The 12,057-nt window shown below is 43.9% G+C and carries 9 protein-coding genes; 7 read left to right on the forward strand and 2 right to left on the reverse strand.

Features of this window, described 5'->3' with window-relative positions:
* The first annotated feature begins 29 nt into the window (after positions 1-29).
* The 5 genes from FQV37_RS05570 to FQV37_RS05590 all read left to right on the forward strand — a co-directional run bounded on the left by FQV37_RS05570 (position 30) and on the right by FQV37_RS05590 (position 7,005).
* On the forward strand, positions 30-1,586 hold the full coding sequence (locus FQV37_RS05570) for a 3-deoxy-D-manno-octulosonic acid transferase (RefSeq protein ID WP_160021609.1): 1,557 nt from the start codon (positions 30-32) through the stop codon (positions 1,584-1,586).
* Positions 1,583-2,305 (forward strand): 16S rRNA (uracil(1498)-N(3))-methyltransferase, encoded by a 723-nt coding sequence (locus tag FQV37_RS05575; RefSeq protein WP_160021610.1) that lies wholly within the window; start codon positions 1,583-1,585, stop codon positions 2,303-2,305. The genes FQV37_RS05570 and FQV37_RS05575 overlap by 4 nt, the downstream gene beginning before the upstream one ends.
* Positions 2,306-2,569: 264 nt before the next feature.
* On the forward strand, positions 2,570-3,694 hold the full coding sequence (locus FQV37_RS05580; protein ID WP_160021611.1) for an extracellular solute-binding protein: 1,125 nt from the start codon (positions 2,570-2,572) through the stop codon (positions 3,692-3,694).
* Positions 3,695-3,878: 184 nt separating this feature from the next.
* Positions 3,879-5,555: an ABC transporter permease gene (locus FQV37_RS05585; protein WP_160021612.1), complete on the forward strand. Its 1,677-nt coding sequence runs from the start codon at positions 3,879-3,881 to the stop codon at positions 5,553-5,555.
* A 124-nt stretch (positions 5,556-5,679) separates the two neighbouring features.
* Positions 5,680-7,005, forward strand: a complete 1,326-nt coding sequence (locus tag FQV37_RS05590; protein WP_205962056.1) for an ABC transporter ATP-binding protein — start codon at positions 5,680-5,682, stop codon at positions 7,003-7,005.
* 33 nt (positions 7,006-7,038) lie between these two features.
* Here FQV37_RS05590 and FQV37_RS05595 read toward each other — a convergent pair whose 3' ends face one another.
* Entirely contained in the window at positions 7,039-7,890 is an 852-nt protein-coding gene (locus FQV37_RS05595; RefSeq protein ID WP_160021613.1) for a methyltransferase domain-containing protein, read from the reverse strand.
* Positions 7,891-7,945: 55 nt separating this feature from the next.
* A complete protein-coding gene (locus tag FQV37_RS05600) occupies positions 7,946-8,227 on the reverse strand; it encodes a hypothetical protein (RefSeq protein WP_101206189.1) in 282 nt (93 codons plus the stop codon).
* Between the two features lie 467 nt (positions 8,228-8,694).
* On the opposite strand from FQV37_RS05600, the gene FQV37_RS05605 reads away from it, so the two are divergent.
* Together FQV37_RS05605 and gyrA are read left to right on the forward strand one after the other, a co-directional pair.
* On the forward strand, positions 8,695-8,874 hold the full coding sequence (locus FQV37_RS05605; protein ID WP_160021614.1) for a YdcA family protein: 180 nt from the start codon (positions 8,695-8,697) through the stop codon (positions 8,872-8,874).
* Between the two features lie 304 nt (positions 8,875-9,178).
* The gene (gene gyrA, locus FQV37_RS05610) at positions 9,179-11,971 is read left to right on the forward strand and encodes a DNA gyrase subunit A (protein ID WP_160021615.1); all 2,793 of its coding nucleotides are present in this window, start codon (positions 9,179-9,181) and stop codon (positions 11,969-11,971) included.
* Positions 11,972-12,057: the final 86 nt, after the last annotated feature.

The raw sequence follows: 12,057 nt of genomic DNA on the forward strand, positions 1-12,057 counted from the left end.
TTTGATTCATAACTAATCTGGGCTGTTCCATGCCATCATCTAATACCCCGTCTGACCACTCTGCGAATCCAATTGACCCTGTATCATCACCTAGTCGTATGGTATACGAGACACCTTTATATTATCAGTCTCTTATTGGGCTACTAAAGCCACTATATCGTCTGCAAGTATGGCGTCGATCTCATAGAAATGACAATTATCAGCAGGAAATCGATCAGCGTTTTGGTAAGCAGTATCCACCGCGTCCAGTGGTCAATGCTGATAGCGATAAAGGGGTAATTTGGTGCCACGCAGTCTCACTAGGTGAGACCAATACGGTCGCGCCTTTACTAGATATGTTATTGGCTAATGGCTATCAGATATGGTTGACCAATACGACTCAGACAGGTTTTGCTCGTGGGGCCAGTCGTTTTGCAGAACAGATAGCTCAAGGTCAGATGAGTCATAGCTATGTGCCAGTCGACAGCCCTGCTGTGATCGAGACTTTCTTAACGCACGTACAGCCTATCGCTGCGTTGTTTGTAGAAACAGAACTATGGGCAAATATCTTGACCAAGTTATCCCAGCACCGTATTCCAAGTATTCTAGTCAATGGTCGACTATCTGCTTCTTCTTTTCAGAGTTATCAAAAGATTGGTGCAGTCAGCGCCAGTATGATGAAAAACCTCTCCTTAATTATTGCGCAAGACAGCGACTCTGCTAAACGCTTTAGGCAACTAGGGGCCAGTAGCGCCCAAATTCGTGTGGCAGGCTCATTAAAGTGGGTAATCAATGCGTCCAAAATTGATGACAAAGCGGTAGCAGATAATAGTATTTATAATAAAAAAGCTGATCTGCGAGCAGAGTTTGGTATAGCAGATCGTCCTGTGTGGGTAGCTGCGAGTACTCATGATGGCGAAGAGGCAGCAGCGTTGTCATTGCAGCAGCAACTACTGTCTCAAGTGACATTAGCAGATACGTTGCTTGTTATTGTCCCTAGACATCCTGAGCGTTTTGACACAGTAGCAGAACTCATTCAGAAAACTGGATTAAACATGGCTCGGCGCAGTGATGGGGAAGCCATTGATGCAGACACGCAAGTCTATCTAGCAGATAGCATGGGTGAGATGATGACTTGGTATACATTGGCAAATGTAGCATTTGTGGGCGGCTCGCTGGTAAATATTGGCGGGCATAATCCAGTGGAGCCTGCTAGTGTGGCCACGCCTGTACTGATGGGACGTCATACTCAGTCGTGCCAAAGCGTAATAGACAAATTGGCTAGCGTAGGCGCTGTATATCAGCCAAATAATGACTTCTATCGTCCAATTGAGTCAGATAACTCAAGTAGTTCGGATATACAGATAGTCAGTGATGATCAGTTAGAGGCGAATAAAAAATCCTCTCGTAAGAAAACAGCTTATAACCGTGAAGACGCTGTGAGCATTTATACGCAGCTAGAGACTTGGTTGTGTAATTTGCCATTGGCCGTGCAGGCTGGGCAAGCTGGCGAGCAAATGACGATACAGCAGCAAGCGGTATTGACCCGCCAATTTACTATGATTGAAGACGCAATCGAGCTGTCTACCAACCAAGATAATTTATGAACTGTATATTATTGCCTGCTGAAAACTTCTCAGCAGACGCAGCAAAAATCGATTCCTTGTCTCAAGTCAGCCATGTAACTAAAGTGCTGGGTGCAAAAGTCGGTGATAGGCTTAAAATTGGACAAATCGGTGGCAACCTTGGTACGGCCGTCATTGAAAGTATTACCGCTAATAGCATTCAGCTAGGTAATGTCCAGCTCAATACTGCACCGCCTGCCAAATTAGATTTGACTGTCATTTTAGCGTTACCGCGTCCTAAAGTGCTACGGCGTTTAATCATGGATATGACAGCGCTTGGTGTACGCGATATCATTCTTATCAATAGCTACCGTACCCAAAAAAGCTATTGGCAAAGTCCCATGCTTGAGCGGATTGACGAGTTTGTATTAGAAGGTCTACAGCAAAGCATCGATACGATTGTTCCTAGTATTACGCTACAAAAACGTTTTAAGCCATTTGTCGAAGACTCACTTGCAAGCCTAATAAGCAATCGAGCGATTGTCGCGCATCCTTATAGTCAGCAGTCATTTTCTGAGTTTTTACAACTACAACCATCACGAGAGCTACCAAATCTAGTCTGCATAGGCGCTGAAGGTGGCTGGATTGACTATGAGATAGAGCTGTTGTCGGCACAAGGTTGCACGCCTGTACATATAGGCTCTCGTATCTTACGTACAGAAGCTGCGGTCAATGCAATTTTGGGACAATGGCTGCTTTAGATGGACACTAAAACGCGTCGCTAGACCAAACTATTGAAAGAGCTAGTAAAAAATAGTTCTTAAAAATCAATGCTAAAGACTCATCACAGGTATATTTGCCAGTTAAACAAATGTATTGATAATTAATCTCACTTCCATTAGTATGTTGCTTTGATATATTATGGCCTGATTACTGTTAACGCTTAGCAAGTCATCGTTATAATCACTGTTGTTTTGTCTCACCATCCGTCTTACTTTTTTTATAGCATTACTATGGGGAAAACCATGTCATTGAACGCTATCAGCGCTAATCTAACCTCTACGAAGCTTATCCTACCTGCAGCCGTATTTGGTATGATGTTGAGTTTGGCAGGTTGTAGTAATTCTTCAACCACAGAAGAGAGCGTAGAAGTAGAGTCAACAGAAACAGGTGCTGAGCAGCAAACAGCAACTGACGAAGCTACGACTGCTGATGGTCAGACGGTTACTATCTACTCATCACGCAATGAGCAGCTGATTAAGCCATTGTTAGATCGCTATACTGAGCAAACAGGTGTAAAGGTTGAACTGGTTACAGACCAAACTGGGCCTTTGATGGCACGTCTAAAAGCTGAAGGTCAGAATACTCCTGCTGATATGCTATTGACCGTTGACGCTGGTAACTTATGGCAGGCTGCAGAGCAAGGCCTATTACAACCAGTGTCATCTACTGTATTAGAAGCCAACGTCCCTGCAAAATACCGTGATCCAAAAGGTCAATGGACTGGTCTGTCACTACGTGCACGTACTATCTTTTATGACCCAAGCAAAGTCACTGCTGACCAGCTATCTACTTATGCAGATTTGGCCGATCCAAAATGGAAAGGCAAACTATGCTTACGTACCTCTAAAAAGGTCTATAACCAATCGCTTGTTGCTAGCATGATGGAGCATTTGGGCGAAGAGAAGACCGAAGCGGTTATCAAAGGGTGGGTTGATAATCTAGCGACTGATGTGTTCAGTGATGATGTTGCGATGCTAGAAGCTATCGCTGCTGGTCAGTGTGAAGTGGGTATCGCCAATAGCTACTACTATGGTCGTCTATTGGACGAAAAACCAAACTTCCCTGTGAAGATATTCTGGGCAAACCAAGGCACAACTGGTACGCACGTAAATATCTCGGGTGCTGGTGTAGTGGCAAGCTCAGACAATCCAGATGGTACGCTTAAATTGATAGAGTGGTTGTCATCTGATGAGGCACAAGGTCTTTATGCCAGCTCAGACAAAGAATTCCCAGTAAAAGTAGGTATCGATGAGTCAGACATGCTCAGTTCATGGGGCGAGTTCAAAAAAGACGATATCAATGTACAGAAATTCGGTGAACTACAAACTCAAGCTATCCAAATGATGGATAAAGCGGGTTATAAATAAGGGGTCGCCAGTAATACTGATACCAATCTTAAAATCATAACTTTTAGGCAATAGCTTTTAAACAAAAGCTTTTACAGAATGTGTTCAAAGGTTAGCTATTACAGATGAGTTATTTGGGTAATGACGATTTTAAGGTTGGTATAAGCTTACAAGGTCTCTATACGTATGACACGGTAATGATAATATGATCACAACGCCAGATGCGTCTGTTAGTCAAAACGATACTGTCAATGATGGTGTTAATGACCAGCAGACTGTCAGCCAAGACCACGCCCTTCGTAAACGTATTATCTCGAAATCAGTCTTAGGGCTGATTTCGTTGTTTATGCTAGTACCGATTTTAATCGTGCTGCTGTCGTGGACTCAGCCAGTGGCAGAGATTTGGACACACATGGCAGACTATGTACTGCCGCAAGTGCTCAAAAATACGGCGATTTTATTGCTTATGGTGACGGTTGTTTCAGGCACTATTGGTACTGCTCTGGCTTGGGTCACTAGTATGTATCGTTTCCCTGGTCAGCGTTTCTTTTCGTGGGCGTTGATGTTGCCACTTGCCATTCCTGCTTATGTATTGGCATTTGTCACTATTGGGATTGTTGATTTTAGTGGGCCGCTACAGACAGCTCTGCGCGATTCCGGTATCAGTACTGCTATACCGTCGATAAGGAATGTATGGGGCGCAGGCTTGGTATTATCGCTAGCGTTTTACCCTTATGTATATTTGCTAGCGCGTCAGGCATTTTTGTCACAAGGCAGGCGAGCGATAGAAGCGGGGCAGATGCTAGGTTTGAGTCGTAGCCGTGTGTTCTTTCGGTTGGCATTACCGCAGGCACTGCCTTGGATTATAGGTGGCTTGTTGCTAGCCAGTATGGAAACCTTAGCGGATTTTGGTGCAGTATCGGTATTCAATGTCGATACTTTTACTACCGCCATTTATAAAGCATGGTTTGGTTTTTTTAGTTTGACCACAGCGGCTCAGTTAGCAGCCTTGCTCATTGGTGTGATCTTTATTGTGGTATTGTTTGAGCAGTATTGGCAAGCGAAGCGTGGTAGCTCACTGACCCAAGGTAGCAGCCAACGCTTTGACGCCAGCAAACCTGCCAAACTAGCCATGACACTGCTGTGTACGCTCATTTTTTTAATCGCCTTCTTAATACCTTTTTTGCAGCTCATCTATTGGACAGCACTTAACTTTCGCCAAGATTTTGATGCGCGTTACATTGATTTTGTCACCAATAGCCTCATGATTGCTAGTATGACCACGCTGTTTATCGCCTTTTTGGCGATTATCATTGCGTGGATCAAACGCCAGTATCCTGATAAGTCAACCAAGCTAATGACCACTTTAGCCAATTTAGGCTATGTCGTACCGGGGACTGTATTGGCGGTAGGGATATTTATACCCATTGCGTGGCTTGATAATCAAATGATTGCCTTTGGTATCACCTCACAGCAAGTGCTTTCTGGCAGTGTCATTGTTATGCTACTGGCGCTATCGACGCGTTTTATGACGGTGAGTTTTCAGCCTGTTGACAGACAACTGCAGCGATTGACAGTTAATCAAGAAGCTGCTGCAAAATTACTTAGCGATAGTCCTTATCAGCGTTGGCGTCATGTGATGCTGCCTGTGCTTAGCCCTGGCGTATTGACTGCATTACTGATGGGCTTTGTCGAAGTGATGAAAGAGATGCCCATTACGCTGATGACACGGCGTCAAGGCTGGGATACGCTTGCAGTACGAGTGTTTGAAATGACGAGCGAAGGTATGTGGGGACGAGCCGCATTGCCGAGTTTGCTAATCGTGTTAGTTGGCTTGCTTCCTGTCTGGATACTACTGCGTCAAAGCGATAAACACAGCTAATAGCAACAAAGTTAATAGCAATAATTTGGTATAAGTTTAACAGCACACTCGTAGTGTCAGCTATATTATAATTTGCTCTGTTTTATCGATGGTTTTACTTACTAATAGCGAACTGGTACCGTCTATGTACACTGATTCAATGAACGACTCTACAAATTCTAAGTTAGAAAAGGCTCGGGCTAACCACATGCCTGTAGCAAAATCACCACTGTCACAAAATAAAATCAATCCAATTCAGCCGAATAAAACTGTAGAGCAGAGCAGTACCTCACAACAAAATACTGAGAAACATATCGCGACAGATCCTTACTTTAGTGTGCAAAATCTCATCGTAGGCTATGACGATACTATTGTCGTCAATGGTCTATCATTGATGCTAGAACAAGGAGAGATTGGTTGCTTCTTGGGTTATAGTGGCTGCGGGAAGACCACAGCGCTACGAGCAATCGCGGGACTGGAGCAAAGTCGCGGCGGCACTATCTATTTGAACAATCAGCGCCTAACTGAGAAGACAGCTCGTCAATCATTTGCAGTTGCGCCAGCCAAGCGTGGCATGGGCATGGTGTTTCAAGACTATGCTCTGTTTGGGCATTTAAGCGTAGCAAAAAACATCGCCTTTGGTCTCAATAAATGGTCAGCTGCTGACAAAAAAGCTCGAGTGGCTGAGATGCTAAGCTTAGTTGAATTGACTGAGCATGCGGATAAACGTCCTAATGAGCTCTCTGGTGGTCAGCAGCAGCGTGTGGCTCTCGCAAGAGCGCTAGCCCCCAAACCAAAACTACTATTACTTGATGAACCATTCTCTAATCTAGATGTGGTGCTGCGTGAATCACTAGCAATGAATGTCCGTGATATTCTTAAACGTACCAACACCACAGCAATTTTGGTCACTCATGATCAAAATGAAGCGTTCGCGCTAGCGGATAAAGTAGGGGTAATGGATAAAGGACGATTGGTGCAGTGGGCGCGACCAAGCGAGCTGTATCATGAGCCTGTCAGTCCTTTTGTCGCTGAATTCGTAGGCGAAGGCGCGATGGTAGACGGCATTATCAAAGAAGGTCATGTTGAGACGGCGCTAGGTAATATCTATCGTCGCATGGAAGTCTATGATGAATCAGGCCAGCCACAGTATTGCGAATATGACTATCCAAACGGTACACCGATCAAAGTACTTGTACGCCCTGATGATATTATTCATGATGATGACAGTACCCAGACAGCTTTAGTTATTGGACGTGTGTTTCGCGGTGCCAACTATTTGTACCGTCTGCAGTTAGACGACGGACAGACTGTCTTATCCTTGGTTGCGAGCCATCATAATCATGCAATCGGCTCGCATATTGGTATTCTGCCTTTGCTAGAGCATGTCGTAGTCTTTGATGAAAAAGATATCAATGCCACTACTTGGTCAGAATATGATAGATCATCGAGAATGGATAAAGAGGTTTAGCCGTCTTTACAATTCATGAGCTGTCGTCTCAATTTACCGTTTAGCCAAAATGTGTAAGTAACGACCAAGCCATTTATACGGCTCTAATTGTGAGTAGCGTAACTCCATTCTGATCACTGCATCTGGGTCGTTATGCCCGCCACGCTTGAGTGGTGCATAATCATGAAATACCCGCAAGCCACTGCTGCGCACCGTCTGATAGTCATGCGCCTTTAACCAAGACTGAACCTCTTCTTTAGCGACGGGATGATTGGGTGTCAGACTTTTCTTGTTGTCTGCCTTATAGTCTGTATTATCGAGTAGATTAAAATTCCCCATGATAAGATTGCGATAATCGAAACTCGCTGGATTATAGAAGCAGACAGATAACGCGCCATCATCTGTTAAGTGCTTATCAAAAAAGTCCATGACGGCAGCGGGCTCTGCCAACCATTCGAGTAGCGCGTGCGACATAATCAAATCAAATTTTTCAGTCTCTTTCTGAGCCAGTTTTTCTTCAAGCGCCTGATAAGGGCAGACATACCAAGTGATGTCTAGCTTTTTATCGATTTTCTCTGCGCTCGCTTTCGCCTTCTCAAGCATATTTGCTGAGATGTCATTGATGACTACGTTATGACCTTGGGCAGCAAGTTCTATCGCAATTTGTGCAAGCCCTGCACCTACATCCAAGATACGTAAAGGTCGCCCGAGTGCCTCACTCATCTGCGCGCTATATTCAAAAATATCACGTCGTAATACGGCCAATCGAATCTCGCCTTTTAAACCACCATACACTTTCTTTTCAAAATGATCGGCGATAGCATCGAAGCTACGATCTGCTCGCTCGTTTTCTGCTGGTATAGAAAGGTTTGAGTCAGGCTGACTATCTTGATGTTTAGTTGTCATAGGTATTTAAATCAATAATTAAGAGGGTCAAATTAATAAAACTATTCAGTATTAACTAGCGTTTCAGGCGTCTGTTAATTACCCATTTAAAAACGACCTTCGCTAATACAATAACGACAAATACCACGATAACAAACACCCACATACCATTGCCTTGTAAATTTTCTTGATAGGCTTTTGATAAATATGCTGATAAAGCCATAGCGACTAAAAGTGCTCCCCAACGGACATAAGGGACAGCGCGATTGTTATGGTTAGGAAAGCTAGCAACGTAATCGCTCGAAAAACTGTATAGCACCATTGCTAAAATCCAAACAATTGCAAGAATGATATCCATAATAAAAGTAGCCTGTTAGGTCGTTATTTAAGTGCTATAAAAGATGAGGTAGTGTAGCGTTTAGAATTTTTTTGTCCAGCATCACTAAAAAATAACCGCATTAAAGTGGTTTAAATCACCATGTGCTTATGAAAATAATATGACTGTTGAAAATAGTATGCTTATGAAAGAATTATGGTTGTAAAAAAAGCATGCTCATGAAAACAATCAGTTCACGTCAGAGACAGTTGTAGGTGTTGTTGTATTGGCTAAATATTCTAAGCATCCTAGTTGTTTGCCAATAGAGCTTATATGCAAACCACGTATGAGCTCTATGCTCAAGATTTTAGCGTTAAATCAAATGTCATGTTGAACTGTAGATAGAAATATAAGTATCCACTCAGTTAGTCAAAATAAATCTTGTCGAGCTGTAGCCAATGAGTATAGTATTTTTCTATTTAATATCCATCAGATACGGAGAATAAACAATGAAATCAATCAGCACAGCGCTACTCGCCCTAGTATTTGCCTTTACATCTATGAGCCAAGCACAAGCTCGAAATACGCCTTGTTCAGGTAAAATGGGCGGGCTGTCTCATTGCTCAGCAGATGGTAAGTTCGTCTGTAAAAATGGCAAAATCAGCCAATCAAAAAAAACCTGTCATTAGAATTATTTTAGTGTGTGTCAATAATTCAAAATATCACTGCGAATGAACCGTCTAGCTTGATTTTAATGGTACTCAGAACCCCCTAAATCAGCAAATTTGTGCTAAAATAGCTTCTTTTATTAAACATTGTTTTTAACAAAAACCGTATCACTATTTTCCTATTGTTTTGCACGTGTAGCAGTGTTTTTTTATGGTATCTATTTTGGTCATGACTGCCTATTTATGTGGCAGTATTTTTATATGATCTATGGGTGCCATAAGCGATGTGTCAACGTTAGAAAAAAATGTGAGTGAAGGAGTGTATATGAGCGAATCGGTCAGTCCTATTGGCATCGTAGATGAACTAAAGCAGTCGTATTTGGATTATGCGATGAGCGTGATCGTCTCGCGTGCGCTGCCTGATGTGCGTGATGGGTTCAAACCTGTACACCGCCGCGTGATGTATGCCATGCACGTGCTATCAAACGACTATAATAAACCGTATAAAAAATCAGCACGTGTGGTCGGTGATGTTATCGGTAAGTACCATCCACATGGCGATAGTGCCGTCTATGATGCCATCGTCCGTATGGCGCAGGATTTCAGCTTGCGCTATCCAATGGTTGATGGTCAAGGTAACTTTGGCTCGATCGATGATGATCCTCCGGCAGCGATGCGTTATACCGAAGTACGTATGACCAAACTGACCCACCAGATGCTCGCTGATTTGGACAAAGACACGGTCGATTGGGAAGACAACTACGACGGCTCTGAGCGCATGCCAAGTGTGATGCCAGCGCGTATTCCTAACCTATTGGTCAATGGTGCGACGGGTATTGCCGTTGGTATGGCGACCAATATGGCCCCGCATAATTTGACCGAAGTGATCAATGCTTGTTTGGCCTATGCTGAAAATCCACAAGTTTCAGCTGAAGAGCTGATGTCGCATATTTCAGGTCCTGATTTCCCTACAGGCGGTATTATCTATGGCCGTGCAGGTATCTTAGATGCTTATCGCACGGGTAAAGGCCGTTTGCATATTCGTGGTCGTTATCATATCGAGCCGATGAGCAATTCTGGCGTCAACCGTGATCGTGAGCGCATCGTATTTACCGAAGTCCCTTATCAGGCGAATAAAGCCAAACTAATCGAGCGTATCGCAGAGCTGGTCCGTGATAAAAAAATCGAGGGTATTAGCGAGATTCGTGATGAGTCTGATAAAGACGGTATGCGTATCGCTATTGACTTGCGTCGCGGCGAGACGGCTGAAGTTATTGTTAATAACCTATTTCTACAAACGCCACTAGAGTCTAGCTTTAGTATCAATATGGTGGCGCTCGATAATGGTCAGCCAAAACTATTGACCTTGCGTCAGCTTATCGCTGCATTTGTTCGCCATCGTCAAGAAGTGGTGACCCGCCGTACGATTTATGAATTGAACAAAGCCCGCGTTCGTGGTCATTTGCTAGAAGGTCTAACGGTTGCTCTAGCCAATATCGACGAAATTATCGCGACGATTAAAGCTTCTGCAAACCGTGGCCTAGCACGTGAAAGCTTATTAAATAACACGTGGGGTTCAGGTAGCGTCGTTGCGATGCTTACAGCTGCTGGTAGTCAATCAGTACGTCCTGAGTTTATCGAAGGCGAAGATCCTAAGGCGCCGTTTGGTCTGATCGAAGGCGAAGAGCGCTATCGCTTGTCACTTGAGCAGGTCAATGCGATTTTAGATATGCAGTTGCATCGTTTGACGGGTCTTGAACAAGACAAGTTGACTGAAGAATACCAAGACTTACTGCGTGAAATTGCACACTTAGAGTCTATCCTTGGCGATTTTGATAAGCTGATGGCGATTATCTCTAATGAGATGATCGAGATTCGTGATAACTTTGGTGATGAGCGACGTACCGATATCATCGATTCACGCATGGACTTTAGTCGCGAAGACCTTATCCCTGAGCAAACGGTCGTCATGACGGTATCGCGTACTGGCTACGCCAAAACTCAGCCGATTGATGACTATGTCGCACAAAAACGCGGCGGTAAAGGTAAGTCTGCCACGGCAATGAAAGAAGATGATGTAATCGATCATTTAGTCGTGACATCAACGCATTCTACGGTACTGTGTTTCACTGATAGTGGACGTGTCTTTAGCTTACGTGGTTTTGAAGTGCCGATTGCCAGTCGCGGTGCTCGTGGTCGTCCATTGGTCAATCTAATTGGCCTAAATAGCGACGAAACCGTTACAACCATACTACCAATTCCAAAAATCGTAGAAGATACATCAGTAGTAAGTGAAGTATCAGAAGTAAGCAATGATGACGATTCGGTAGAAGATAGCAACCAAGCAGAGCCGCCTTTCGTATTTTTTGCCACTGCCAATGGTACAGTGAAGCGAGTAGAGCTGAAGCAGTTTGCCAATATTCGCTCGAACGGTTTGATTGCGGTTGGACTAGAAGATGGTGATAAATTGGTCAGCGCTCGTATCACTAACGGTAGCCAAGAAGTGATGTTGTTTGCTTCAAGTGGTAAAGCCATTCGTTTTGATGAGAATGATGCGCGTGCGATGGGCCGTACGGCAAAAGGCGTCCGCGGTATGCGTCTGGCTACTGATGAATTTATCAAATCATTAGTCGTTATCGAAGATGATGTACGTGAAATCCTGATTGCTTGTGAAAACGGCTTTGGTAAACGTACCTTTATCGATGAGTTCAATACGCAAAATCGTGGCGGTGGCGGTGTGATCGCTATCAAGACCAGCGAGCGTAATGGCGCACTAGTACGAGCGACCAAGGTTGACCCTACCGACGATATCATTTTAATCTCTGATAAAGGTACGTTGGTTCGTACCCCAGTTGAGCATGTCGCGAGCTCTGGTCGTAATACGCAAGGTGTTACACTAATTCGTCTGTCAAAAGATGAAAAACTGGTTGCCATGGCGCGCGTTGAGCATGAAGAGAGCGATGACGAGCTTATCGATGCCATGAGAGAAGATGGTACGTTTGAGGTAGAAGGTCAGGAGCAGATAGATATTGATGCAACAACTGACAATACTGCAACTACTGACGTCGATGATGCGATTGATATTGCAAACGATCATAAACCAAGTGACAATCTATAATAGACTAACTATGCATAAGACGATGACGAGTAATAGTCTTGGTAATTAGCTTTTGAGTCTAGTCTCTTAGCATTTTTCTAGAAAAA

Origin of the sequence: Psychrobacter nivimaris (assembly GCF_009812035.1) — a bacterium.
GTDB lineage: Bacteria > Pseudomonadota > Gammaproteobacteria > Pseudomonadales > Moraxellaceae > Psychrobacter > Psychrobacter nivimaris.

Coding starts and splice junctions, on each gene's coding strand:
- FQV37_RS05570 (WP_160021609.1), top strand. CDS start 30: ATGCCATCATCTAATACCCCGTCTGACCACTCTGCGAATCCAATTGAC.
- FQV37_RS05575 (WP_160021610.1), top strand. CDS start 1,583: ATGAACTGTATATTATTGCCTGCTGAAAACTTCTCAGCAGACGCAGCA.
- FQV37_RS05580 (WP_160021611.1), top strand. CDS start 2,570: ATGTCATTGAACGCTATCAGCGCTAATCTAACCTCTACGAAGCTTATC.
- FQV37_RS05585 (WP_160021612.1), top strand. CDS start 3,879: ATGATCACAACGCCAGATGCGTCTGTTAGTCAAAACGATACTGTCAAT.
- FQV37_RS05590 (WP_205962056.1), top strand. CDS start 5,680: ATGTACACTGATTCAATGAACGACTCTACAAATTCTAAGTTAGAAAAG.
- FQV37_RS05595 (WP_160021613.1), bottom strand. CDS start 7,890: ATGACAACTAAACATCAAGATAGTCAGCCTGACTCAAACCTTTCTATA.
- FQV37_RS05600 (WP_101206189.1), bottom strand. CDS start 8,227: ATGGATATCATTCTTGCAATTGTTTGGATTTTAGCAATGGTGCTATAC.
- FQV37_RS05605 (WP_160021614.1), top strand. CDS start 8,695: ATGAAATCAATCAGCACAGCGCTACTCGCCCTAGTATTTGCCTTTACA.
- gyrA (WP_160021615.1), top strand. CDS start 9,179: ATGAGCGAATCGGTCAGTCCTATTGGCATCGTAGATGAACTAAAGCAG.